The organism is Otariodibacter sp. (assembly GCF_029256985.1).
Classification (GTDB): Bacteria; Pseudomonadota; Gammaproteobacteria; order Enterobacterales; family Pasteurellaceae; genus Otariodibacter.
This window is the reverse complement of record NZ_JARIDQ010000048.1, coordinates 1-26,754: the sequence shown is the minus strand read 5'-3', so window position 1 is coordinate 26,754 and position 26,754 is coordinate 1. Positions and strand designations below refer to the sequence as shown.

The 26,754-nt window shown below is 35.6% G+C and carries 24 protein-coding genes; 15 read left to right on the top strand and 9 right to left on the bottom strand.

Annotated elements, in window-relative coordinates; genetic code table 11:
- From Q1J40_RS05345 to Q1J40_RS05325, 5 genes are read left to right on the top strand one after another with little or no spacing between them, the layout of a single operon-like run.
- Positions 1 to 783: a glycosyltransferase family 25 protein gene (locus Q1J40_RS05345; RefSeq protein ID WP_301099016.1), complete on the top strand. Its 783-nt coding sequence runs from the start codon at positions 1 to 3 to the stop codon at positions 781 to 783.
- 1 nt (position 784) lies between these two features.
- Complete coding sequence (locus Q1J40_RS05340) at positions 785 to 1,957, top strand: hypothetical protein (RefSeq protein WP_301099015.1); 1,173 nt, start codon at positions 785 to 787, stop codon at positions 1,955 to 1,957.
- A gap of 5 nt (positions 1,958 to 1,962) precedes the next feature.
- Positions 1,963 to 2,847 carry a glycosyltransferase family 2 protein gene (locus Q1J40_RS05335; protein ID WP_301099014.1) on the top strand — a complete coding sequence of 295 codons (885 nt, stop codon included), beginning with the start codon at positions 1,963 to 1,965 and terminating at the stop codon, positions 2,845 to 2,847.
- Positions 2,847 to 3,647, top strand: a complete 801-nt coding sequence (locus Q1J40_RS05330) for a glycosyltransferase family 2 protein (RefSeq protein ID WP_301099012.1) — start codon at positions 2,847 to 2,849, stop codon at positions 3,645 to 3,647. The genes Q1J40_RS05335 and Q1J40_RS05330 overlap by 1 nt, the downstream gene beginning before the upstream one ends.
- 21 nt (positions 3,648 to 3,668) lie before the next feature.
- Positions 3,669 to 4,256 (top strand): Maf family protein, encoded by a 588-nt coding sequence (locus Q1J40_RS05325; protein WP_301099011.1) that lies wholly within the window; start codon positions 3,669 to 3,671, stop codon positions 4,254 to 4,256.
- Positions 4,257 to 4,333: 77 nt separating this feature from the next.
- On the opposite strand, the gene fghA is transcribed toward Q1J40_RS05325, so the two are convergent.
- The 6 genes from fghA to leuS form a co-directional block, all read right to left on the bottom strand.
- Positions 4,334 to 5,164, bottom strand: a complete 831-nt coding sequence (fghA, locus tag Q1J40_RS05320; RefSeq protein WP_301099010.1) for an S-formylglutathione hydrolase — start codon at positions 5,162 to 5,164, stop codon at positions 4,334 to 4,336.
- Positions 5,165 to 5,232: 68 nt separating this feature from the next.
- Positions 5,233 to 6,342, bottom strand: coding sequence for an S-(hydroxymethyl)glutathione dehydrogenase/class III alcohol dehydrogenase (locus tag Q1J40_RS05315; protein ID WP_301099009.1), 1,110 nt, complete (start codon positions 6,340 to 6,342; stop codon positions 5,233 to 5,235).
- 21 nt (positions 6,343 to 6,363) lie between these two features.
- Positions 6,364 to 6,645, bottom strand: coding sequence for a metal/formaldehyde-sensitive transcriptional repressor (locus Q1J40_RS05310; protein WP_301099008.1), 282 nt, complete (start codon positions 6,643 to 6,645; stop codon positions 6,364 to 6,366).
- A 199-nt stretch (positions 6,646 to 6,844) separates the two neighbouring features.
- The gene (holA, locus tag Q1J40_RS05305) at positions 6,845 to 7,867 is read right to left on the bottom strand and encodes a DNA polymerase III subunit delta (RefSeq protein WP_301099039.1); all 1,023 of its coding nucleotides are present in this window, start codon (positions 7,865 to 7,867) and stop codon (positions 6,845 to 6,847) included.
- Between the two features lie 6 nt (positions 7,868 to 7,873).
- Positions 7,874 to 8,374: an LPS-assembly lipoprotein LptE gene (locus tag Q1J40_RS05300; protein WP_301099007.1), complete on the bottom strand. Its 501-nt coding sequence runs from the start codon at positions 8,372 to 8,374 to the stop codon at positions 7,874 to 7,876.
- Positions 8,375 to 8,483: 109 nt separating this feature from the next.
- Positions 8,484 to 11,066 (bottom strand): leucine--tRNA ligase, encoded by a 2,583-nt coding sequence (leuS, locus tag Q1J40_RS05295; protein WP_301099006.1) that lies wholly within the window; start codon positions 11,064 to 11,066, stop codon positions 8,484 to 8,486.
- A gap of 240 nt (positions 11,067 to 11,306) precedes the next feature.
- On the opposite strand from leuS, the gene Q1J40_RS05290 reads away from it, so the two are divergent.
- On the top strand, positions 11,307 to 12,536 hold the full coding sequence (locus Q1J40_RS05290; RefSeq protein ID WP_301099005.1) for an MFS transporter: 1,230 nt from the start codon (positions 11,307 to 11,309) through the stop codon (positions 12,534 to 12,536).
- A 61-nt stretch (positions 12,537 to 12,597) separates the two neighbouring features.
- Here the strand turns inward: Q1J40_RS05290 and Q1J40_RS05285 are convergent, their stop codons facing one another.
- Positions 12,598 to 13,674, bottom strand: a complete 1,077-nt coding sequence (locus Q1J40_RS05285) for a 3-deoxy-7-phosphoheptulonate synthase (protein ID WP_301099004.1) — start codon at positions 13,672 to 13,674, stop codon at positions 12,598 to 12,600.
- 335 nt (positions 13,675 to 14,009) lie between these two features.
- On the opposite strand from Q1J40_RS05285, the gene thrS reads away from it, so the two are divergent.
- Positions 14,010 to 15,941 (top strand): threonine--tRNA ligase, encoded by a 1,932-nt coding sequence (thrS, locus tag Q1J40_RS05280; protein WP_301099003.1) that lies wholly within the window; start codon positions 14,010 to 14,012, stop codon positions 15,939 to 15,941.
- A 93-nt stretch (positions 15,942 to 16,034) separates the two neighbouring features.
- On the opposite strand, the gene Q1J40_RS05275 is transcribed toward thrS, so the two are convergent.
- A complete protein-coding gene (locus Q1J40_RS05275; protein ID WP_301099002.1) occupies positions 16,035 to 18,104 on the bottom strand; it encodes an autotransporter domain-containing protein in 2,070 nt (689 codons plus the stop codon).
- A 266-nt stretch (positions 18,105 to 18,370) separates the two neighbouring features.
- Here Q1J40_RS05275 and infC point away from each other — a divergent pair, with 266 nt between their 5' ends.
- The 4 genes from infC (at position 18,371) to Q1J40_RS05255 (ending at position 19,986) form a co-directional block, all read left to right on the top strand.
- Positions 18,371 to 18,910, top strand: a complete 540-nt coding sequence (gene infC / locus Q1J40_RS05270; RefSeq protein WP_301099038.1) for a translation initiation factor IF-3 — start codon at positions 18,371 to 18,373, stop codon at positions 18,908 to 18,910.
- Positions 18,911 to 19,024: 114 nt separating this feature from the next.
- Positions 19,025 to 19,222 (top strand): 50S ribosomal protein L35, encoded by a 198-nt coding sequence (gene rpmI, locus Q1J40_RS05265; protein ID WP_005596065.1) that lies wholly within the window; start codon positions 19,025 to 19,027, stop codon positions 19,220 to 19,222.
- 55 nt (positions 19,223 to 19,277) lie between these two features.
- Positions 19,278 to 19,631, top strand: coding sequence for a 50S ribosomal protein L20 (gene rplT / locus Q1J40_RS05260; RefSeq protein ID WP_121120859.1), 354 nt, complete (start codon positions 19,278 to 19,280; stop codon positions 19,629 to 19,631).
- A gap of 73 nt (positions 19,632 to 19,704) precedes the next feature.
- A complete protein-coding gene (locus tag Q1J40_RS05255; protein WP_301099001.1) occupies positions 19,705 to 19,986 on the top strand; it encodes a hypothetical protein in 282 nt (93 codons plus the stop codon).
- A gap of 105 nt (positions 19,987 to 20,091) precedes the next feature.
- On the opposite strand, the gene Q1J40_RS05250 is transcribed toward Q1J40_RS05255, so the two are convergent.
- The gene (locus Q1J40_RS05250) at positions 20,092 to 21,369 is read right to left on the bottom strand and encodes an isochorismate synthase (protein ID WP_301099000.1); all 1,278 of its coding nucleotides are present in this window, start codon (positions 21,367 to 21,369) and stop codon (positions 20,092 to 20,094) included.
- Positions 21,370 to 21,509: 140 nt separating this feature from the next.
- Here Q1J40_RS05250 and Q1J40_RS05245 point away from each other — a divergent pair, with 140 nt between their 5' ends.
- The 4 genes from Q1J40_RS05245 to priA all read left to right on the top strand — a co-directional run.
- Positions 21,510 to 22,727, top strand: a complete 1,218-nt coding sequence (locus Q1J40_RS05245; protein WP_301098998.1) for a pyridoxal phosphate-dependent aminotransferase — start codon at positions 21,510 to 21,512, stop codon at positions 22,725 to 22,727.
- A gap of 94 nt (positions 22,728 to 22,821) precedes the next feature.
- On the top strand, positions 22,822 to 23,709 hold the full coding sequence (gene rarD / locus Q1J40_RS05240; protein ID WP_301098997.1) for an EamA family transporter RarD: 888 nt from the start codon (positions 22,822 to 22,824) through the stop codon (positions 23,707 to 23,709).
- Positions 23,710 to 24,573: an EamA family transporter RarD gene (rarD, locus tag Q1J40_RS05235; protein ID WP_301098996.1), complete on the top strand. Its 864-nt coding sequence runs from the start codon at positions 23,710 to 23,712 to the stop codon at positions 24,571 to 24,573.
- A gap of 4 nt (positions 24,574 to 24,577) precedes the next feature.
- The coding region (gene priA / locus Q1J40_RS05230) for a primosomal protein N' (RefSeq protein ID WP_301098994.1) at positions 24,578 to 26,754 on the top strand (2,177 nt) is incomplete at its 3' end.

Sequence of the window (26,754 nt, the reverse complement as noted above, 5' to 3'; positions counted from 1 at the left end):
ATGAAAAAATATTTGATTTCATTAGATAAAGATGAACATCGTAGAGAATTATTTTTTACACAACCTGATACAAGCGATTTTCAGGTTTTTTCTGCATTTAATACGATGAATGATGATCTAGATAGCCTTAGTAAGCGGTTTGATTGTAAGTATTTTTTGCAAAAATATGGTAGGGCTGTAACAAAAGGTGAAGTGGGATGCACGTTAAGCCATTTAGGTGTTTATCAACAGATTATTGATGATGAAAGTATTGCTGATGACGAGTTCTGTCTAATTTGTGAAGATGATGCGTTATTTAATCAGGATTTTCAGGCTCAACTTACACAACTTATTCGGCAAGGCATATCAGCAGATTTAGTCTTAGTGGGACAATCTAAAATTGCCGATTTTAACCATCTGGAGCTTGAAATCAATTATCCAACAACTTATCAATTCCTACAAAAGAGAATGGATGGATGTTATTTTAATATGGTTTACCCCTATAAAAACTATTTCGCAGGCACTGTAGCTTATTTAATTAAGAAATCAGTGGCGAAAAAATTTATTGAGGAAATGAGTAATAAACCTTATTGGTTAGCAGATGACTTTATCCTTTTTGGTGATAAATTTGGTTTCGATATTCAATATGTTCGCCCATTGATGGCAATTGAAAATCCAAAATTAAACAGTAATTTAGAATCAATCAGAGGTTCAGTGTCTAATAATCTCATCAAAAAGTTAATCAAATATCCATTTAAAAAATTACTGGCGATCAAGCGTAATTTGAAGTTATCAGGAACGTAATATGTCAGCATTAGTGAATTTATTTTACATTTATGATCCTTGGTTATTCCATTTTTTTAGAATGGCACTCTTTGTCGGAGTGATTACCGTTTTTTGGATACTCTACAAAAAAATAAAAGGGGAATTTCAACAAGGCATTATTCTTCCTGTTGATAGTTTAGGTGTTGTTTTAGGGTTAATTGTAATTAGTGTAATTCCTGCTCTAGTTTATGGCACATCTGACTTTTCTGTCACATTAATGTATATCAAAGGACTGCTTTTATTTGGATTAGGGGTGGCAATTTATAATGTTTTTTATGTTAAACAGCCACCCGAAAAATTGATTAGCGATTTTAAAATTGGCATTAGTGTACAAGCCATCATTGGTTTTTTAGCTTTGCTTGGCATTCCTTTTATGATCGATTTTGCACTCTCAAGCAATATTGTGCTACCTCGTTTTTATGGTTCTGAACAAGAGTATCGCTTATATAATTTGACCTCATCGGCATTTTTCCAATTAAGTATTTTTTACTTAATGCTATTGCATTTTTTACTTGCCTATAACGCAAAGCACAATACGATTAATAGTGTTTTCCTATTTTTATTACTCTTTATTGGGTTAATATCGGGCAGAACATTTCTAGCTTTATCGGTAGTGAGTATTCTTATCTATTTTAAATGGCGATATATTCCTTCATTGCTATTATTTGCTGGGATTTGTCTATTTTTAGCTTTCAATTATCCAGAGCATAAATACGTTGCTCACGCTTTAGAGCCATTAATCAACATTATTCACGGTACGGGACATATTAGCTCATCCACAGAAACCTTGGTTCAAAAACACTTGTTTATGCCTGAACTAAAACAAATTTTATGGGGTGATGGATATTACTATGCGCCTGAAGGTGGTTACTATGGCGGAACAGATTCTGGATTTATTCGTCAAGTATTGTATGGCGGAATCGGTTATCTGATTGTGTGTTTTGCTTTTACCGCTTATTTTGTTTTCCGTATTGCCCAAAACTGGTTTGAGGGCAGTTGGAAATTTATTTTATCAACTTTGGTTATTTTGAGCGTATTAAATGTTAAAGCAGATACTTACGCCTTTCCCGGAATTATGATGGTATTACTGATGTTTTTATCCTTATTTGGCAATGCAGGCAAACGAATTACGTTATTTAGATTACAGGAGTAAAGCAGATGTTAAGTATTATTGTGCCTTCTTATAATCGAAAGAGTGAAGTGACTGCTTTATTGCAAAGCTTAACCAATCAAACTCGCTTTAATTTTGAAGTGGTGATAGTGGATGACAATTCTTCGGAGCCTGTAGAAATCACGCAAGATTATCCATTTACGGTGACATTAGTCCGCAACCAAGAAAATAAAGGTGCAGCAGAAAGTCGCAATATAGGAGTCCGATCTGCTCAGTATGACTGGTTGCTTTTCCTAGATGATGATGACCGCTTTGCCGATGAGAAGTGCGAAGTGATTGAACAAGCGATTTTAAACAATAAAGAGATTAACTTTATCTATCATCCAGCTCAATGTGAAATGGTCAATGAGGGATTTTCTTATTCAACTCATCCCTATACGGATATCAATCAACTTACTTTAGAAAATATCTTAAAAGCAAATAAAATTGGTGGGATGCCAATGTTGGCGGTGAAAAAGTCGTTTTTTCAGAAATTAAATGGACTTTCAACGGATCTACTGTCGTTGGAAGATTATGATTTTGTTTTGAAGGCGATTACTGATTCCTCTTTTTCTCCATTGTATTTACCGCAAGCACTGACCAAATGTACCTTTCATACTAAGCGTTCAAGTGTATCGACTAATAATACCAACACGAAACAAGCGATTTTAAAAATTAAACAAAAATTTGTGAAAACACCTGAACAAGCCGAGAACTTTCAGCTCAATTCGTTGTATATGTTAGCATTCCCTTATGTAATGAATTTATCGAGAAAAGCTGCAAAATATTATTTTGAATTGTTTAAACACAGTAAAAATATTAAATATTTAGTAATCACGATAGTTACGATCATTTCGCCTAAGTTAGCGATTAATATAAAAAGGTTTATTTAATGAAATTTTCGGTTTTGATGTCCTTATATTTTAAGGAAAACCCACAATATTTAATTGAGTGTTTTGAAAGTTTGCAAGCTCAAACACAACCAGCAGATGAAATAGTGCTAGTTTTTGACGGTAAATTAACTGATGAATTAGAACAAGTTGTGCAAAATTTTTCGACAATCTTACCGCTTGTGATTATTCGACTTCCGCAAAATAGAGGATTGGGTAAAGCTTTAAATGAAGGGTTATTGCATTGCAGTAATGAATGGGTATTTAGAATGGATACCGATGATATCTGTTTACCCGATCGTTTTGCTAAACAGCTTGCTTTCATTGAAGCAAATCCCGATGCCATTGCTGTTGGCGGGCAAATTACCGAATTTGGACAGAATATTGATGATGTAGTTGGGCATCGCCAAGTGCCGACTACTCACGATGAAATTATTGAATTTACAAAAATACGTTGCCCATTTAATCATATGACGATTGCTTATCAGAAAAGTGAAGTTTTAGCTTGTGGTGGATATGAGGATTTACAAGAAGATTACTATTTATGGATTAAGCTTGTTGCCACCGGTAAAAAAGTCGCAAATTTGGAAGATACACTCGTCTATGCAAGAGTAGGGAATGGAATGGTTGGACGTCGTCAAGGTGTTGAGCAGGCGAAGGCTGAATGGCGATTGTTTAAATTAAAGCAGAGGCTAAATATACAAAGTTATATGTCTGGTATGGCGGTTTTTTTATGTCGAGCGATTCCTCGTTTATTACCTGTTTCAATATTAAGTCGTTTGTATCGTCTAGTGCGTAAATAGTCAGTCAATAAAGGATAGTTAATGAAATCAATTTATCTTGCCTCAAATAGCCCTAGGCGTTGGGAGCTTTTGCAACAATTGGGATTAGATTTACACTCACTACAAAGTGAAATAGATGAAACCCCTCATCCTAATGAAGAGGCGAAAAGTTACTGTCTGCGAGTTGCTATCGAGAAAAATAAGGCAGCACAAGCGGTTAGATCCGCAAAAAATTTAGCAAATTTTCCAATATTGACCGCTGATACAACGGTATCTATCGATCAGATGATTTTAGGTAAACCAAAGGATAAAGATGAAGCTTATTCAATGTTGAAAAGGTTATCGGGTAAAACTCATCAAGTATTTACAGCGGTTTGTATCAGTGATGGAGAAAAACAGTATAGCTGTGTACAAACCAGTGAAGTAACTTTTAAGGTGCTTTCTGATTTAGAAATTAATGCGTATATTGCAACAGGACAACCAATGGATAAAGCTGGAGCTTATGGCATTCAAGGCATCGGCGGTTGCTTTATTAGCCATCTAACAGGAAGTTTTACCGGAGTAATGGGACTTCCAATGTATGAAACTGCTGATTTATTAAAACAATGTGGTATAGAAGTACTAGATTAAGGTTTTACAGATAAGCAAACTCAATTCAAGTATATTTAAAATATTATACAGGTTAATTTGAGTTTGCTTATCTTCTATTACTCTCTTAATTTTTCTGCATGATAACGGATATGATCTTCAATAAATGTTGATATAAAATAGTAACTATGATCATAATTATTATGATATCTAATTGTTATTGGTACTTGCTTACTATTACAGGCATCTTCTAATAGATAAGTGTGTAGTTGGGTTTTGTAAAAACTATCGGCTAGTCCCTGATCGATGAAAATGTTATCTGCTTTATATCCATTTAAAATTAATTTAACTGAATCATATAATTCCCAATTTTTCTCATCTTGACCTAAATAATGAGAAAATGCTTTCTTCCCCCATTCTACCTGAGATGGCGATACGATAGGTGCAAAAGCTGAAACGCTGGTATATATATCGGGGTTACGTAATGCTAAGACTAAAGCACCATGTCCTCCCATAGAATGACCTGATATAGATTTTTTATCTGTTACAGGAAAATTATTTTCTACAAGTTTTGGAAGCTCTTCTAAAATATAATCATACATATGATAATTTACATTCCACGGCTTTTGAGAAGCATTAACATAAAACCCCGCTCCTTGACCTAAATCATAGGAGTCATTATCAGGCACATTTTCCCCTCTAGGGCTAGTATCTGGTGCAACTACAATTATGTTATTTTCAGATGCATATCGTTGAAAACCTGATTTAGTGATGAAATTTTGTTCTGTACATGTAAGACCCGACAGCCAATATAAGACAGGAAGTCTAGTTTGTGTTGCTTGTTCGGGAATATAAATGGCAAATTTCATATTACAATTTAGAGTAGATGAATAATGAGACCAAACTGTTTGGGTACCATTGTAACAATAATATTCTTCAAGTTTTTCCATAATGATTATCCTGCAAAAACAATACAATTGCATAATCAGTTTATTATACAATTGTATTATTCATTAAATTAGTAGGTAATAACAGAGCGAATAGATTTTCCTTCGTGCATTAAATCAAATGCTTTATTAATATCGTCTAATTTCATTGTATGGGTAACAAAAGGTGCTAATTCAATATCTCCGTTCATCGCATCTTCAACCATATTAGGTAACTGTGAACGACCTTTTACTCCACCAAAAGCAGAGCCTTTCCATACTCGCCCTGTAACTAATTGGAATGGTCTCGTGGATATTTCTTGTCCAGCACCAGCAACACCAATAATGATTGATTGTCCCCACCCTCTATGAGCGCTTTCTAGAGCATCTCTCATTACGTTGACATTACCAATACATTCAAAAGTATGATCAATTCCCCATTTATTGATATCAAGTAAGACATCTTTAATCGGCTTGTCATAATCTTGCGGATTAATGCAATCTGTGGCACCGAATTTTTTAGCTAATTCAAATTTACTAGAATTTATATCTATAGCAATAATTCTACCAGCTTTGGCTTGTCTTGCTCCTTGCACCACGGCTAACCCAATTGCACCTAATCCAAAGATTGCAACAGAATCGCCTTCTTGAACTTTTGCAGTATTATGAACTGCACCAATACCAGTTGTAACTCCACAACCTAATAGGCACACATGTTCATGATTTGCTTTAGGATTAATTTTAGCTAGAGAAACTTCTGCAACTACTGAATATTCACTAAAAGTTGAACATCCCATGTAATGGTAAATAGGCTGTCCTTTATAAGAATATCGAGTAGTACCATCAGGCATGAGTCCTTTTCCTTGAGTTTCTCTAACAGCAACGCAAAGATTAGTTTTGCCTGATTTACAGAATTCACATTCTCCACATTCTGCTGTATATAATGGTATAACATGATCACCAGGCTTAACGCTTGTTACACCTTCTCCAACTTCAATAACAATGCCAGCTCCTTCATGGCCTAAAATTACAGGAAAAACTCCCTCTGGATCATTACCTGATAAGGTGAATGCATCAGTATGACAAACTCCCGTATGAGTATTACGGATGAGAACCTCTCCTTTTTTAGGTGATTCAACATCTATTTCTACAATTTCTAGTGGTTTACCTGGCTCAAAAGCTACAGCTGCACGTGATTTCATTATTTTTTCCTTAAGTTAGGTTTATTTAAGATAAGTTCTAATAATATTTATAACGTCTTTAATAGGTTCATCTATTTTTGGATCAGGATTATTTTCCAAATTAAATGACTCTTTTATATGAATTTCTAAAATTTCTGCCATTAGGCCATTTGTTGCACCTCGAATAGCCGCAATTTGTTGTAAAGTTGTGCGACAATCGGATTCAGTCACATTATCTAGATTAGATTCTAATGCTTGAATCTGTCCCTTAATTCTTTTTATTCTAGTTATAATTTTTTTCTTATCTTCTAGAGAATTTGGCATAAATTTAGTCCTTCATATAAATAGATAATATACTATACACCAGTATAGTATATTTTGAAATACCAATTTATTGGGAAATTTAATGTTTATGGGATACGAACATAAATTTAAGTGTATTAAACTAACTATTAGATGATAGGAATGCTTTGTAAATTATCGTTATTAGAAGATGGTAATAGCCCGTTGGCTATGTAATACATTAGGTAAATAATAGCCCTAAATGTTCTATACTTGCCCAAATTTCATCACTAAATTCTTGTTTGATTTGTTTTTCAAGTTCGGCAAGGGCTTGGATTTGTTGGTAAAGTTTACGATAAGTTAATCGTTGTACTGCACTTTGATAAATTGGACGACGATTTTGCCATACTTTCAAGCGGTCAAATTCTACTCGTAAATTACGATTAAATAGTGGCTCATTACTATTTACCACCATTGGTGAACGAGTAATTTCAAGTAAGATCATCAATTCTTTTTGAATAATTCTAACTAGTACAACGGGTTGTGTTTCTTCATTTTTTAGATGATTTAGAATGTGAGCTGCACGTGTTACCTTACCTTGCAATAATGCATCAATCCATTGAAATGGCGTATATTGAGCAGATTGAGCAATGACTTCTTTAGCTTTGAGTGGTGTGATTATTTGATTTGGATATTGTAACTGCAATAATTGTAGTGTTTGTTTGAGAGCAAGAAGATTGCCTTCATAACTATAGCAGAGTAGATCAATGGTTCCTTGATCTAATTGTAGTTGCATTGATTTAGCTCGATGTTTTAACCAAGTGGGTAATTTTGTAATATCAGGTGTTTGGCACTGAATCTGGATTCCATTATTTTCTATGATTGATAACCAAGGTTGCTTTTCCATTACTTTGGTTAATTTAGGAAAATGCAAGATAAATAGCACATCAGGATGGGCAAGCTCTAATAAACTCGTCAATTGCTTTTGATGCGTAGTGGTAGGATTATCAGGAAAATTAAGAATAATGATCTGTTTACTAGAAAATAACCCTGTTGATTGTAATTGATCAGCAAGATCATCCCATTTAGTTTCATTATTGATAACGATTTCTATTTTTTCATCAAAACCATATTGGTGAGCTGTAGCAATAATTTTATCTTTACTTTCCAATACTAATAGTACATCTTGCCCATTGAGCAGATAAAAAGACTTTAAGCCTTTTTCTAGGGCAAGATCTAATCCTTCAGAAAAAATACGCTGAATCATAGGTTATTTGTGTTTTGCCAATTCTTTCTGTAATCCGATCATTTTTACTAATAGTTGGCGTGAGGCTTGTTCGTACATTTGATTAATAATGGCTGTTCTTTCTTCTGATTTCGCAAGTGCAGCACGAGAATCATCAAAGAAAGTTCGATGAACGGTTACTTCTAAAGGGTAGCTACCTTTTTCTGGAATTGTCATTGTAGCTTTAACAGTCAGGCTAAGAATCTTTTCAGCTTCCCTTGCTTGTTTAAACACCGACGCTACCACGGAACTATTTTCTGTTGCATTTAGACGTAATGTTGCCGCAGAGGAATTATCTTCACTAGGTAATACAGTAATTCCATTAAGTAATAATTCATTACGTAAAACACGAGACATATCACTATACATATCTGAACTTTCATAATGTAATGTACGGAGTTCTTCAGGGAAACGTTCACTCGTTTTGAAATGCCACCCACAGGCAGTAAGTAAAAATACGAGGAGAAAAGTACATTTATTAAACATGGATTTTCCTTTTAATTTTATGAGTAACTGGAAAAGTTTTGTAAAACTTTTCCAATAAATTACCGCTTACTATTCCTAGCTCTATTGAGCTAGGATAAATAGAGAACGATTATTTAGCAACAATACTTAACATTTTAAATGGAATATAAATCACTTTAATAATATTTAATCCATTTAAATGTTTAGCTACATTTTCATCGTTTAATGCTATTGTTTTGACTTCTTCTTCAGTTGCATTCGTAGGAACAGTAACTTTACCACGTACTTTACCATTTACTTGAACAACTACAAGTTTTTCATCTTCAACCATCGCTAATTCATCAGCTTTTACCCAAGGGGCAAAGTCGATAGTGCTTTCATTACCTAAAGCATGCCACAATTCAAAGCAGATATGTGGAGTAATAGGATAGAGCATACGCACAATAGCACTTAAGGCTTCTGCCATTACAGCTTTATCTTGAGCTTGCGTAAGTGGTGCTTTAGTGAGTTTATTCATCAATTCCATAATGGCTGCAATCGCAGTATTAAAGGTTTGACGACGACCAATATCATCACTCACTTTAGCAATAGTTTTATGTACTTCACGACGTAAAGCTTTTTGTTCGCTTGAAAGTGATGAAGGATCTAATGCCACAGTCGCAGGCGCTTGTTGATATTCAAATACAAGATTCCATAAACGACCTAAGAAACGTTTTGCACCTTCCACACCAGACTCTTGCCACTCAAGTGTCATTTCTGCCGGTGAAGCAAACATCATAAATAGACGTACGGTATCTGCACCATATTTATCCACCATTTCTTGTGGATCGATACCATTGTTTTTGGATTTTGACATCTTAGTCATACCACTATGAACAAGCTCACGACCTTCTTTATCAAAGGCTTTAATGATACGGCCTTTTTCGTCTTTTTCTAAAGTCACTTCTGTTGGTGAAACCCAAATACGTTCGTTAGTTGGGCTTGTATAGTAGAATGCATCAGCTAGTACCATTCCTTGACAGAGTAGTTTGTCATTTGGTTCATCACTATTGACTAGTCCAGCATCACGTAATAATTTGTGGAAGAAACGGAAGTACAGTAAGTGCATTGTTGCGTGTTCAATCCCACCAATATATTGATCCACCGGTAACCAATAGTTTGCTTCATCACTATCTAACATACCTTGTTGATATTGTGGTGATGTGTAGCGAGCATAGTACCAAGATGATTCCATAAAGGTATCAAAGGTATCTGTTTCCTTCAATGCAGGCTGACCTTGGTAGGTTGTTTTCGCCCATTCTGGATCCGCTTTAATCGGACTTTTTACGCCATCCATTACCACATCTTCAGGTAATACAATTGGTAAATCTTCCATTGGTACAGGTACAACATCACCATTTTCTAATGTAAGCATTGGAATTGGCGAACCCCAATAGCGTTGGCGAGAAACACCCCAGTCACGCAAGCGATAATTCACTTGACGTTTACCTACACCAAGCTGTTCTAATTTATTTGCAATACCATTAAATGCTTCATCAAAATCTAATCCATCAAATTCATCAGAGTTAATTAACTTACCGTGTTCAACAAAGGCTGATTGGGAGAAATCCCACTCTGAATTATCAAGCGGTGCGATCACTTGTTTAATTTGTAAATCGTATTTCTGTGCAAATTCGAAGTCACGTTGGTCGTGTGCAGGTACTGCCATTACAGCACCTGTTCCGTAGTGCATTAATACAAAGTTTGCCACCCAAACAGGCACTTCTTGTTTAGTTAATGGATGAATAGCATACAAGCCAGTTGCCATCCCTTTCTTTTCCATTGTAGCTAATTCGGCTTCTGCCACTTTGGTATTTTTTGCTTCATTGATGAAAGCGGTTAGTTCTGGATTATTTTTTGCAGCTAAGGTTGCTAATGGATGAGCGGCTGCAACTGCAACATAACTCACTCCATAAAATGTATCAGGACGAGTAGTATAAACTGGAAGTTTTTCATCAGAATCTTTAATATCAAAAGTGATTTCAACCCCTTCTGAACGACCAATCCAGTTGCGTTGCATTGCTTTTACTTGATCAGGCCAGTTAGGTAGAGTATCTAATCCATTTAATAATTGTTCTGCATAATCAGTGATCTTAATAAACCATTGTGGAATTTCACGTTGTTCCACTGGAGTATCACAACGCCAGCAACAACCTTCATGAACTTGTTCATTAGCTAATACAGTTTCATCATTCGGACACCAGTTTACTGTTGAAGTCTTACGATAAATTAAGCCTTTTTTATATAATTCAGTAAAGAACCATTGTTCCCATTTGTAATATTCAGGTTTACAAGTGGTAACTTCACGATCCCAGTCAAATCCAAAGCCCAAAATTTTGAGCTGATTTTTCATATATTCGATATTTTCGTAAGTCCATTTTGCTGGTGCTGTTTTATGTTTGATCGCAGCCCCTTCCGCAGGTAGACCAAACGCATCCCAACCCATTGGTTGTAGTACATTTTTACCATTCATACGTTGATAGCGAGAGATTACATCACCAATAGTATAGTTACGCACATGCCCCATATGCAAACGACCAGATGGGTAAGGGAACATAGACAAGCAGTAATATTTTTCTTTCGACTCGTCTTTAATCGCTTTAAATACTTTATTTTCAGCCCAATACTTCTGCACTTTAGGCTCAATCACACTTGGATTATATTGTTGTTGCATATTTTATAACCTTGGAATTTAAATGAGAAAATTGCCGTATAGAATAGCGTAATTTGGGGATTTTTTAAATGGAGATAATTCATTTAGTTATAAGTGATGAAATTATGAATAATTTAATGCTATAAGAAAGAGATTTTTCTTTTATCTTTTTAAAAAATTAGTAGAATACCTGCCGATTTCTTTGAGGAGAAATCTTATTTCACTTTAATAGGCTAACAGAGAGTAGCAAAAGGATACAAAATGAATAATCAAGTCACTAAAGAAGGTTGGAAAGCCTTATTAGGATCTGTTGTCGGTTATGCAATGGATGGATTCGATCTTCTCATCTTAGGTTTTATGCTATCAGCAATTTCTGCTGATTTAGCATTAACTCCCACTCAATCAGGCTCACTTGTTACTTGGACACTTATTGGTGCTGTTTTTGGTGGTATTGTATTTGGTGCATTAAGTGATAAGTATGGACGTATTCGAGTGCTTACTTGGACCATTCTTTTATTTGCAGTTTTTACAGGACTGTGTGCGTTAGCACAAGGTTATTGGGATTTGCTTGTATATCGCACTATTGCAGGTATTGGTTTAGGTGGAGAATTTGGTATCGGTATGGCGTTAGCAGCTGAAGCATGGCCTGCTAAGCATAGGGCCAGAGCATCTTCCTATGTTGCATTAGGTTGGCAATTGGGCGTATTAGCTGCAGCTTTATTAACTCCATTTTTATTACCAATAATTGGTTGGCGAGGCATGTTCGTCGTCGGTATTTTTCCAGCGTTTGTCGCATGGTTTTTACGCTCAAGATTGCATGAGCCAGAAGTGTTTATGAGAAGACAAGTAGAGAAATTATCTCAATCATCATCTCAATCTAGCTCAAAGCTATATTCATTCAAATTATTAGTTAAAGATAAAGCAACAGCAAAAGTGAGTTTGGGTGTAGTCGTATTAACCTCCGTACAAAATTTTGGTTACTACGGCATTATGATTTGGATGCCAAATTTTCTTTCTAATCAGCTAGGATTAAGTTTAACTAAATCAGGGTTATGGACCGCATTTACCATTTGCGGAATGATGTTTGGTATTTGGTTATTTGGACAATTAGCCGATAGGATAGGGCGTAAACCAAGTTTCCTTATATTTCAAAGCGGAGCTGTGGTGAGTATTCTAGTCTATTCCCAATTATCTGATGCAAACTATATGTTGTTTGCAGGGGCAATTTTAGGGATGTTTGTCAATGGTATGATGGGCGGATATGGTGCGTTAATGTCAGAGGCATATCCAACGGAAGCAAGAGCAACTGCTCAAAATGTGTTATTCAATATAGGCAGAGCTGTTGGTGGATTTGGTCCAGTAATTGTTGGAACATTAGTTTCAATTTATTCTTTTCAAGCAGCCATCGCATTCCTAGCAGGAATTTACTTATTAGATATACTAGCTACAATTTTTTTGGTGCCAGAATTAAAAGGTAAGACGTTAGAGTAGTTTAAAACTAATTTGATAAAATAATAATAGGCTCAATAAAAAGATTATTGAACCTATTACATTAGATATGATGTCGTTTATACTTTAATATATTAGCCAGATTAGTTAATAAGGTTTCTGTTGTTTCCCAATCAATACAGGCATCGGTAATTGAAACACCATATTTCATTTTTGATAGAGGCTGGTTCGCATTTTGGTTACCTGCATTTAGATGACTTTCTATCATTAATCCAATAATTGATTTATTACCTTGTACAATTTGATTTACAGCATCTTCAGCAACAGCAGGTTGACGTTTATAGTCTTTATTGGAATTTCCGTGACTGCAATCAATCATAATAGCTGTTTCTAAATTAGCTTGTAATAAAGCTGTTTCACACTCCATCACAAATTCTGCTTGATAATTTGGGACTTTACCCCCTCGTAAAATAATATGTCCATCATGGTTACCGCTGGTTTTAAGTAAATTAACTTGTCCTTTTTGGTTTATTCCAATGAAACTATGTCCTTGTGAAGCAGCTTTCATTGCATTAATTGCAGTATTTAAACTACCATCGGTACCATTTTTAAAACCAACGGGCATAGAAAGTCCCGATGCTAATTCTCTGTGAGTTTGTGATTCTGTCGTTCTTGCACCAATTGCAGACCAACTAAATACATCAGCAATATATTGTGGACTGATAGGATCTAGTGCTTCTGTTGCTAAAGGTAATCCAAGTTCAGCTAAGTTTAAAAGTAATTTGCGGGAAAGATGTAAACCTTTTTCTACATTGAAACTCCCATCAATATCAGGATCATTAATTAAACCTTTCCAACCCACCGTCGTTCTTGGTTTTTCAAAATAAACTCTCATTACAATATATAATTGATCTTGCAACTTATCAGAAAGAGTTTTTAATTTATGTGCGTATTCCATGGCAGAAATAAGATCATGAATAGAGCAAGGACCAATGATAATAAGTAATCTTGGGTCTTTTTTATGGATGATATTGGCAATTGTATGACGTGATTGCTCAATTTGTTGGGCAAGATTACAAGATAAAGGTAACTTAGTCTTTAGTTCCGCTGGTGTTATCAACACTTTTTCATCTGCAATATTAACATTATGAATGCTATCTTTATTTTTAACTGGTGACATAATATCTCCTTTTGTGTATATTATTTTTTACGTTAATGTAACTAATACTTTACGAATTATTTTTTAGTATTTCAATATATTTTAAAAATAAAAATAATTATTTTATTGAAACAGTGAGATTTTTAGGTTTTTATCAAAATTTATGTTTTTTTATGGTAAAATCCCCCCTGCTTTTTCGTCCGCCCATTTGTGAGGGCGAGTAAAGTACTCAATAATTGCAAAAAATCACCTTAAACTGACCGCTTGAAGCGGTCTTTTCGTTTCATTTTTTTGCAAAATCTTCAAACTAATAACAAGTAACCTCTCGTATGGGTTACCACTGTAAGGAATTTATTATGCCAATTATTACATTACCTGATGGCTCTCAACGCCAATTCGAAAACCCTGTTTCTGTTATGGAAGTTGCACAAAGTATTGGAGCTGGTTTAGCTAAAGCAACGATTGCAGGGCGTGTGAATGGCGAACGTCGTGATGCCTCAGATATTATCGATCAAGATGCAACCCTTGAAATTATTACGGCTAAAGATGAAGACGGCTTAGAGATCATCCGTCACTCAACAGCACACTTATTAGGGCATGCAATCAAACAACTTTTCCCTAACGTTAAAATGGCAATTGGTCCAACGATTGACAATGGTTTCTATTATGACGTTGATCTTGATCGCTCGCTTACTCAAGAAGATATTGATGCATTAGAAAAACGTATGCATGAGTTAGCGGATACAAATTATGATGTTGTTAAAAAACGTGTGACTTGGCAAGAAGCTCACGACGTATTTGAGAAACGTGGCGAGCCATACAAAATGGCAATTTTGGATGAAAATATTGCTAAAACAGATCATCCTGCACTTTATCATCACCAAGAATATATTGATATGTGTCGTGGTCCTCATGTACCTAATATGCGTTTCTGTCATCATTTTAAATTACAAAAAGTGGCAGGCGCATACTGGCGTGGTGACAGCAAAAATAAAATGTTGCAACGTATTTATGGAACAGCTTGGGCGGATAAAAAACAATTATCTGCATACTTAACTCGCTTAGAAGAAGCTGCAAAACGTGACCACCGTAAAATCGGTAAAGCATTAGATTTATTCCACCTACAAGAAGAAGCACCGGGTATGGTGTTCTGGCACAATGATGGTTGGACAATCTTCCGTGAACTTGAAACTTTCGTGCGTACTAAATTAAAACAGTATGATTACCAAGAAGTAAAAGGTCCATTTATGATGGATAGAGTGCTTTGGGAAAAAACAGGTCACTGGCAAAATTACGGTGCGATGATGTTTACTACTTCATCTGAAAACCGTGAATATGCAATTAAACCGATGAACTGTCCGGGTCATATTCAAATCTTTAACCAAGGCTTAAAATCTTACCGTGATTTACCATTGCGTATGGCGGAGTTCGGCTCTTGTCACCGTAATGAGCCATCGGGTTCTTTACACGGAATCATGCGTGTGCGTGGATTTACTCAAGATGATGCACATATTTTCTGTACTGTAGAGCAAGTGGAAAATGAAGTAACTTCATGTATCAAAATGGTATATGACATCTACAGCACTTTCGGCTTTGATAATATCAAAGTGAAATTATCAACTCGTCCGGAAAACAGCATTGGTACAGATGAAATGTGGGCAAAAGCGGAGGCAGATTTAGCAGCAGCATTGACTCATAACGGACTTGAGTATGAAATTCAAGAAGGTGAAGGAGCATTCTATGGTCCTAAAATTGAGTTCACATTACATGATAGCTTAGATCGTGCATGGCAATGTGGCACAATTCAGCTTGATTTCTTCTTACCAGAACGTTTAAGTGCATCTTATGTTGCAGAAGATAATGAGCGTAAGACACCAGTAATGATCCACCGTGCAATTTTAGGATCGTTAGAACGCTTTATCGGTATTATTACAGAAGAATACGCAGGATTCTTCCCTGCATGGTTAGCACCTGTGCAAGCCGTTGTGTTGAATATTACTGACAGCCAAGCAGATTATGTACAAAATGTTGTGAAAACATTATCTGATGCAGGCTTACGTGTTAAATCTGATTTACGTAACGAAAAAATCGGCTTTAAGATTCGTGAACATACCTTACGTCGTGTACCTTATATGCTTGTTTGTGGTGATAAAGAAATCGAAGCAGGCAAAGTTGCAGTGCGTACTCGTAAAGGTAAAGACTTAGGTACATTCACTATCGAAGAATTTACCGAAATTCTTAAAAACCAAGTAAGACAACGTGAGTTGAAATTGTTTGGAGAAGAGTAATATTTGCAGTAAGTTATTTGTAGTTTAATTATGAAAATAAAAGTTGCTAAAGATTATATCGATAGCAACTTTTTTATTGTCTTAGAAATGGCTTTAGAATTGATATTGAATACCTAAGTTTGCTTTTGTTTTTGCTAAACTATGTTTTCTACCCACTTCTTGCGTTAGACCTGCATAAATTTGCAATGGAATGCTTTTTGCTTGCCATTGTATTCCTGCCTGTAAATCTACCCAAGAGTGATCTTGTGGCTCAAGTAATACGTTAAATTTGCTACCATTTAAGCCAACATGGAGTGTTTGATCTTTATGTAACCATTCATTAACCCAACGAGCGGATAGATAAGGTTGGAAATTTGCAATTTTATAGCGATATTCAAGTCCTAATCCTGTTTTAAATTGACGGTGAGATTGTTCATCAAAAGCTAGACTTGTCGCTTTCATTCCTTTTTCGCCAAAAGGATCAATTTTGTCTAATGAATATGTCATATCGATTGTGGGTGAAAGTGTATGATTTCCCCAATCCCATCCATATCCACCAAATAATGAGGCTAACATTGATGAACCACTCGTTGTTCCTTTGTGTGTATGCTGAACATTACCTAATTTTATGTTACGTTGACTATCATAATCAGCAATACTTACTTGTAAACTAGAGCCGAACCACCATTTTTCTGCATCGTAACGTAACGTAGTATTAACTAATTTTGTTTTACTTTTAGCGCTGGTTAGTCCAAGGTTTCCATCTTGTTGTTGATGTCCAAATATCGCACTCAATTGCCATTCTGGATTAAATTGAATTTTTGCACCAACATATAGGTTATCGCCATCTTTTTGTTTCTCATAAATGGATATAGCACTGACCGTTTTAGGATCTTGATGTAAAAAATGATTACGATTGCTTTCTTGTCTAGCTATATTCATTGCATTTTCTGCATTATGATCGGCTAAATGAGAGAGTATTTTCATCTCTTTTGGTGAATTTAATGTTGTGAAAATATAATCAGCGATGATGTTATGGACTAATACATTTGGGTGAAAACTATCGGCAAACATCATTGAATTTGCTGAACTATCTGTTTTATTACATGAATGAGATAATTCATCTAAATCAACAGTACCTTCAGTACAAGCCATACTAACTGTATTAGATAATCCATAGGCGGTTGGATTAGATAATAATTCTTTAAATAATCCATTTGTATCAAGGCGAACAACATTTCCACCCACTTGGTTTATTTTTCTCGTTATCGTTGTATTTAGCAATGAAGTAACTTGCTCAGCATTTTGTGCGGTTTCTTGATATTTGGAATTAAGTAATAAGATAGCCTCTTCTTTTGTTAAATAATTACTTAATTGAGAACCGTATACTTGGTACAATTTTTCTACTGAATTTCGTAATACACTTCTTCGTGCCTGATCAAAATCAGTGAATTTTTCTTGTGTTGTATCTTGCAGTTTATTTTGTTCTTCTTTAAAAATTGTTTCGAAATGAGATGGTATAGTGCTGAGAATAAATTGATCCGTTAAACTGATACTAGTGTTTTTTTGTTGAAGTGGTGTATTGATCTTATCTCTGATGCTTTGAGCTATAGCATTACCAAATTGGTTAAAAAACTCTGGTGTGTATAGCACATTAGGAATTGTTGGCATTACAACTGTATTTATTCCTTTTGAGAAGAGCTTTTCCCATTGTTTTGCATTTTCATCAGCAAGTTGTTGTGCTGAATTTAGAATATAAGAAAACTGTTCGCCAGAAGTCTGTTTGCTTATTGCAGTTTGCAGTATAGCAGCAATATCATTACCTCCCATCCACATAATATGTAGCGATTCAGGATTTACTTGATGCATTAAGTAATTATCGACTTGGTTATTGAGTAATATATTAGGTTGTTTGATTGATTTAGTGCTATTAGAGGCTAAAAGCACACCTCCACTGTATGCGTAATTTGTACCGCCTTTTGTATACGCTTTGATATCAGAATCTAATAATTTTGCTAATGATTCATTATATAAAGGATTTTCCTGTCCATTGATAGAATAACTGGCTTTATGTCCCCAATTATTTTGCCCTATATCGCTAAGGCTGTCTCCAAAAATAATGATCTCTTGAGCAAATGTACTAGTACTTAATAAAAGAAACAGAGCTAATGGGCTTTTTTTCATATAAATTTCCTTATAATGTAATATAATTATTGCGTTATTATATATTATACGAAAAATAGAACCGATATCACAGCTTAGTCAAGTAGTAATTTAAAGTTGTTGGATTAGTAAATTTGCAATATGTATACAAATTAGGCTTGATTGAAAATGTAAAATTCAGTAGAATGTCCCCCGTTTTGCTCTATCTAGGTAGAGCCTATAAGTAAGAAATCATATCTTCTGCAAGCGGTATGATCGTAAGTTAAATTTACTAGAGGAATAGTACTATTAAACCCGTAAAACGTGTTCAAACAAATCGCGCTCATCGCCTTAATGATGAAATTCGTGTAAAAGAAGTTCGTTTAACAGACCAACATGGCGAACAAATTGGTATCGTATCCATTCAAGATGCTCTAGCTAGAGCCGAAGAAGCTGAATTAGATTTAGTTGAAATTAGCCCGAATGCTGAGCCACCAGTTTGTCGTATTATGAACTATGGTAAGTTCATTTACGAGAAAGAAAAAGCAGCAAAAGAGCAGAAGAAAAAACAGAAAGTTGTACAAGTGAAGGAAGTTAAATTCCGTCCAGGTACAGACGAAGGCGACTATCAGGTAAAACTACGCAACCTGATTCGCTTTTTAGAAGATGGGGATAAAGCTAAAGTCACTGTTCGCTATCGTGGACGTGAAATGGCTCACCAAGAGATCGGTTTAGACGTGTTAGATCGTGTTAAAAACGATTTAGCCGAGATTGCAGTGGTGGAATCAGCACCAGGCAAACTTGAGGGACGTCAAGCTGTGATGGTATTAGCCCCAAAAAAGAAATAATAAGTGCATCTAAGTAGAATGACGGTAAGATTTGCTAATTTTTTAGCAGAACTTACCGCTTGTTTTCGCCTTATTATTAGTGATTAACTTAAACAATGCGGAGTTATTTTAACAATGCCTAAAATTAAAACAGTACGTGGTGCTGCGAAGCGTTTCAAAAAAACAGCTTCTGGCGGTTTCAAACGTAAACAATCTCACTTACGTCATATTTTGACTAAGAAAACCACTAAACGTAAACGTCATCTACGTCATAAATCAATGGTTGCAAAAGCAGACCAAGTTTTAGTAGTAGCGTGCTTGCCATACGCATAAGCACGAGCGTACGATTAGTAAATTTTAGTTAAATTAGACAAATAGGAGATAAATAATGGCTCGTGTAAAACGTGGTGTTATTGCAAGAGCACGCCATAAGAAAGTTCTTAAGGCTGCTAAAGGTTATTATGGTGCACGTTCACGTGTGTATCGTGTTGCTTTCCAAGCAGTAGTTAAAGCTGCACAATATGCTTACCGTGACCGTCGTCAACGTAAACGTCAATTCCGTCAATTATGGATTGCACGTATCAACGCTGCGGCTCGTCAAAACGGTTTATCATACAGCAAATTCATCAATGGCTTGAAAAAAGCTTCTGTTGAAATCGATCGTAAGATCCTTGCTGATATCGCAGTATTTGACCAAGTTGCATTTGCAGCTTTAGTTGAAAAAGCAAAATCTGCTCTTTAATTTTTTGAATAATTTTGAAGAATAGAGAAAAGGCACCTTAGAGGTGCCTTTTTGCTAAATAAAGGAGTAAAGAATGAAAAAATATTTATTACCGATTATTTCATCTTTTATTATTGTTGGATGTGCGCTACCTGAACAACATAGTACGGTACCAATGGATATGAAAACGGTACAGGAATATCAGCAACGAGTTGCTTCAGGAAATACTGTTGGTAATCAAAATTATGATGAGAGCGATTTAAACCATAGTGATAAAGTTGTAAAAGTTAGAGTATATAACAATTACCCAATAATTTATCCTTCTATTGGCTATCACCATGGATGGGGACGTTCAGGTATGTATTGGGGATATTGATTTTCAGATTAGTTTATTTATATTAAGCGGTTAGATTCCTCTACATTTTTGTAAAAACTTGAGCCGAATTAACCGCTTGTAAGAGACTAAAAATAGTGTGGCTGTTTATTTCACAAACAAACTTGCCATCGCAAGTGATTTTCGCTCAATTTCTTGCCATTCTGATTCTGGATCAGAACCTTCAACAATGCCTGCTCCTGCGTATAGAGTGATTTTATTTTTTTCAATTTGAGCCGAGCGTAGAGCAACACTAAACTCTGCGTGAGCTGGGTTAAAATAGCCTAATGTTCCTGCATACCAATTACGTTTAAATCTTTCATTTTCTGCAATAAATTGTTTGGCTAACAAGCGAGGTAAGCCAGCAACAGCAGCTGTTGGATGAATACGTTCAAGACAATCTGCATCGGATACACCTTTTTTGAGTGTGGCCTGAATATTACGACGTAAATGCTGAACGTTGTGTAACCGTTTAATTTCAGCCTTACTTACTTGAATATCTTCAATACTATCTTTGATATGGTGATAGATGTTATCGACCACTAATTGATTTTCGTGGATATTTTTTGAGTCGCTTAATAACCACATGCCATTTCGTTCTGTCTGTTGTGGATCGCTCGTTACTGCCACAGTGCCAGCTAGTGCTTCAGTATAAAACTGTTGTTCATTGCGTTGATAAAGCTTTTCTGGGCTTGAGCCAATAAATGCACTTTCCGCTTTTTCAGACCATAGAAAATGATAACACCCAAGATTTTTTTGTTGACTTATTATCAGTAAATCGTAGGCTGAAAGCGATTGATTAAAGGTAAGCGTTGAGGCATTCGCTAGTACAACTTTACTAAATTGATTTGCTCGAATCGCCTGGATGGCTTTTTCAATATTACTTTTCCACGTTGTAAAATCAGTCACACTTTCGTGATCAAGAATTTGATAATGTGGTGTAGTTAATTGTTGAATAGTATCTAAGCTGTTGATTGCTATTTCACTTTGTTGTTTTTCTTCTGCAAGTTGGGTTGTATCAATATATAAGTAGGTGGTCAGTTTCGCCTTGGTTTTTGTAATAACGATACGAGGTAGAATAAATCTGCATTCACATTCAAACTTAATTCCACCGAAGAGATTATAACCTGTTTGTTGGCTAAATTGTTGAGCTGACTCTAATGTGGAGAATTGGCGAACTTGCCCTATCGAAGCAAACGTAAGTTCAGCTGAACGATTTTTCCAAAAAAAGTGAGGATAAGTTATATTTTCTTTTAACCAACCGAGTAAATCAGTATCTTCAGCAACTAATGTTGTTTCTACAACCAGCTGAACGATTCCTTGATCTGTGTTGATTTCTGTTAATGCTGTATATAATTTTTGTTTTAATTCTGTAAAAATAGACATAAGTAAACTTTGCGGTAAATCCAACACAATTGATAAAAAAAGATTGTTATTCTAGCTCAATTCCTCTTTTTTTTCTTTAAAAATCAGAGTAGAGTGAGATATTTTTCATCATATTATAATTTATCTATTAGGAAGTAGAAATGGAGCGTTTTGCAAAAACAGATAAACTTGCTCATGTGCGTTATGATATTCGTGGGCCAATACATAAGGAAGCACTTAGGCTAGAAGAAGAAGGGCATAAAATTCTCAAATTGAATATTGGGAATCCTGCTCCTTTTGGGTTTGATGCTCCAGCTGAAATATTGGTTGATGTGATTAGAAATTTACCTACTGCACAAGGTTATTGCGACTCGAAAGGGCTGTATTCTGCTCGTAAGGCAATCGTTCAATATTATCAATTGAAAGGCTTGCTTGAGATTGATGTAAATGATGTGTTTATTGGTAACGGTGTATCAGAGCTGATTACGATGTCAATGCAAGCATTGCTAAATAATGGCGATGAAATTTTAATTCCTATGCCTGATTATCCATTATGGACAGCTGCTGCAACCTTGGCCGGTGGAAAGGCGGTACATTATCTCTGTGATGAAGAAAATGAATGGTTCCCTGATATTGAAGATATTAAAGCCAAGATTACGCCAAACACTAAAGCAATTTTAGTGATTAATCCGAACAACCCAACAGGTGCGGTATATAGTCGAGCGGTACTATTAGAAATTGCGGAATTAGCACGTCAACATAATTTAATTATTTTTGCTGACGAAATTTATGAAAAGATTCTTTATGATGGTGCAGTTCATCACCATATTGCTGCTTTAGCTCCTGATTTATTAACGGTAACTTATAATGGACTATCAAAAACTTATCGTGTAGCCGGTTTTCGTCAAGGTTGGATGGTACTAAATGGACCTAAACACCAAGCAAAAGGATTTATTGAGGGGCTAGAAATGCTTGCATCAATGCGTTTGTGTGCCAACACTCCAATGCAACATGCAATTCAAACAGCATTAGGTGGATATCAAAGTATCAATGAACTGATTTTACCGGGTGGGCGTCTATTAGCGCAACGTAATAAAGCCTATGAATTATTAACGCAAATTCCGGGGATTAGTTGTGTTAAACCAAAAGGAGCAATGTATATGTTCCCCAAAATTGATACAGAAATATTTGGAATTAAAGACGATCAAAAATTTATTTTAGATTTATTACAACAAGAGCGAGTATTGCTTGTACAAGGTTCTGGTTTTAACTGGCATAAGCCTGATCACTTCCGAGTTGTGACTTTACCTTATGTACATCAATTAGAAGAAGCAATAGGACGTTTAGAAAAATTCCTTAAGACATATCGCCAAAGCTAAATAAATTTAGGTTGATGTAAAGGTGTATAGTTATAAGTTATACGCCTTTCTTTATTGTATTATTTTCCTATTTTGTAGCGAGAGCAATTTTTATATGTATAAAGGTATCTTCTTTTCAGTATTTGCATCGGTTTTGTTTGGTACATTATATTATCTCGCCACTTTTTTAAAACCACTTACAGGTGAAGATATCTTTGGTTTTAGAATGGTGGCAATGTTACCTGTTTTGTGGGGGGCAATTGTTGGATTTAAGCAACAAAAAGAATTTATTAGTTTTCTTCATAGAATAAAAAACGAACCGTATTTAATTTTAGTTTTATTCCTTTCTGCCAGTCTTGTCGGTGTACAAATGTGGCTTTTTTTATGGGCTCCCAATAATGGGCGAGCTATTGATGTTTCTATTGGTTATTTGTTAATGCCTATTATTATGGTGGCGGTAGGAAAATTTGTTTATAAAGAAAACCTTTCCTTAAATAAATGGCTAGCAATTAGTTTTGCATTAGTGGGCGTGCTAAGTAATATTTTCCTTTCGGGGACATTATCTTGGGTAAGTAGTTTGGTCATGGTGGGTTATCCTGCTTATTTTATGTTGCGAAAACGATTTGATATTAGTCATATTCACAGTTTTGTGTTAGAAATTACTTTGCTATGTTTTGTAGCAATTTATTTTATTAGTCAAGTTGATATGACACAGGTTAAAGTAAGCAACGACAATATTTATATTTACCTATTTTTATTAGGCTTATTAAGTGGAGCAGCCTTGTTAGCTTATACGATGGCTAGTACTTTAGTACCATTTAATTTACTGGGATTATTAGGCTATATAGAGCCTTTGGGATTATTATTGGTTTCATTTATTATTGGTGAAACATTACAACCTAGTGCTTATATACTGATGATTTGTCTGGCAGTTGCTCTCTTTTTCTTAGGATTAGATGGTATATTATTGTTACGTAAAAAACAACGAATAAAGGTGGAATAGATGCTAAAAGGAGTTTTATTGTCGTTAGGTGCAAATATCTTGTTTGGCATGGGATTTTATTTTGCTATTCTTTTGCAACCCTTACCTGATATGGGAATGTTTGGTTTCCGTATTTTAGTGCTAATTCCTATGCTACTTTTAGCAATCTTTTTATTTAATCAGCAAGGTGCATTTAAAGATTTGGCAAGGAAAATCAAAGAAAAGCCTTGGTTGATTGGATTTATTATGTTGTTGGCTTGTAATTTAGGGACACAATTATGGTTATTTTTATGGGCACCGAATAACGGCCAAGCAATCCAAGTTTCTGTTGGATATTTATTGTTGCCTATTGTTACAGCCGCATTAGGTAAGATTGTATTTAAAGAGTATTTTTCGCCATTCAAATGGTTAGCTTTAGTCTTTGCTTGTATCGGTGTGGGCGTGAGTATTTTCTTAAATAGTGAAATATCTTGGGCGACTTTTGTCGTCGCATTTGGTTATTCAACCTATATTGTGATTCGACGCTATTTCAATATTAATACTCTTGCGACATTTGTGATTGAGCTTATTCTCTGTTTACCTTGGGCGTTATACCATGTGCTACAATTAGATATGTCTATAATCATTAGTCAAAATAAGTATTTATACTACTATCTGATCTTATTTGGCATTGTAAATGGTTTTGGATTTATGTGTTTTGTTGCCTCAAGTAATATTTTACCAGTTAATGTGCTAGGGTTAATGGGATATGTTGAGCCATTGGTGATGCTCATTATTTCTTTTGCCATTGGCGAAGTGCTAGATTCACAATCCTACATTTTAATGGCTTGTTTGAGTGTCGCCATTGTACTATTAACTATTGATAGCTTTAGTAAAAAAGCATAATACTATGACTGTTATTCGCATTGCGTTGCCTGTTCCTCTTTTTCGCTATTTTGATTATCTCTTGCCAGAAATGATGGAAGTTGTTGTCGGAGCAAGGGTTGCAGTTCCTTTTGGACGACAACGTAAAATCGGTATTGTGGTTGAATTCCCTGAATCCAGTGATTTGCCTCTAGAAAAACTCAAACCCATTGATGAAGTGCTTGATAGCGAATCTATTTTTGATGAGGATAGTTGGCAATTATTAGCTTGGGCGGCTAAGTATTATCACGCTCCTTTAGGCGAAGTATTACAAACCGCTTTACCAATCAAACTTCGTCAAGGCTCGTCCGCTGAAAGAGCCGACATCACTTATTTCACGATAACTGAATTAGGCAAAAATGCATTAGTCGATCAGAGCTTAAATCGGGCAAAGAAACAAAAAGAGCTATTAACGGAGCTATCTAATTTTGCAAAATTATTTACCAAACCGACCGCTTGTAGTCCATCTGCTTGGAAAGGTTTGCTTGAAAAAGGTTATATCGAACCTGTGGAAGTGCCAGACCAAGCTCAATCTTGGCAAGAAAAGTTAGCTAATTTACCTATTTGCAACCAGCAAAATCGATTAACCCTCAATAAACAACAGAGTTTAGTCACAAGCCGACTAGTGTATCAACAAGGCTTTGCAGCTTTTTTGCTGAATGGGGTAACAGGCTCAGGTAAAACCGAAGTCTATTTGCAAGTGATTGAAGAAGTGTTAAAACAAGGCAAACAAGTGTTAGTACTTGTGCCTGAAATTGGGCTAACACCCCAAGCTATTCAACGCTTTCAAGCCCGATTTAATGTAGAAATGGATGTACTTCATTCCAACTTAAACGATACCCAACGTTTAAATGCTTGGATAAGAGCCAAGCAAGGCGAAAGTGCGATAGTAATTGGCACACGTTCTGCGCTCTTTACTCAATTTCATCAATTAGGCTTAATTATTATTGATGAGGAGCACGATTCCTCATTTAAGCAACAGGACGGTTGGCGGTATCACGCTAGAGATTTAGCGATACTCAGAGCGAAGAATAATGATATTCCCATTATTTTAGGCTCAGCAACGCCTAGTTTAGAAAGCTTGCATAATATACAAAGCGGTAAGTTTATCGAATTAAAACTCGATAATCGGGCGGGCAATGCGGTATTTTCCAAGCAAAGGCTTATCGACCTCAAGAAAGAGCAGATTCATTCTGGGATCTCTCAAGGCTTGATCACAATGATGAAAGCCCATTTAGAAAAAGGCAATCAAGTGATGCTTTTCCTCAATCGTCGAGGCTTTGCTCCCGTATTATTGTGTCACGAATGCGGTTGGATGTGTCAATGTGAAGCCTGCGATAAGCCTTATACTTATCATCAAAAAAATCGGGTGTTACGTTGCCATCATTGTGGATCTCAACATATTATTCCTCGTCAATGCGAACATTGTGGCTCAACCAATTTAATTACTACTGGTACAGGTACAGAGCAATTAGAGCAAGTGTTAGCGGAACAATTTCCAACTTATAAAATTAGTCGAATAGATAGTGATAGCACCGCTAAAAAAGGGGCGTTAGAACAGCATTTAAGTGAAATTCAAGCGGGTAAAAGCCAAATTCTAATTGGCACACAGATGTTAGCAAAAGGGCATCATTTCCCAAATGTAACGTTGGTTGCGATTGTGAATGTGGATAGCAGTTTATTTTCTACGGACTTTAGAGCAGAAGAACGACTTGCACAGCTTTATATCCAAGTGGCAGGGCGAGCAGGGCGAGCAGAAAAACAGGGCGTCGTGGTATTACAAACCCACTATCCTGATAATCCATTACTGACTAGTTTACTCAATGAAGGCTATGCAACCTTTGCCCAACAAGCATTGGACATGCGAAAGCTTATGGGCCTACCGCCTTATGCTTCTCAAGTGCTTTTTCGAGCAACGGGCAAGGATAATCAAAAAGTTGAAGAATATGTGCAACAACTGACCGCTTGTTTAGATAGTGCGATTACTCAATATCAATGGCAAAACTTCCAATTACTCGGACCTATTAGCTCTGCTATGGCAAAAAAAGCAGGATACTATCGCTGGCAGTTGCTAGTACAACACCCAAACCGCAGTGCTTTGCAAAAATTATTGACCTATTTTGATGGAGTAAGGGATCAATTCCAACGTAGTGATATTCGACT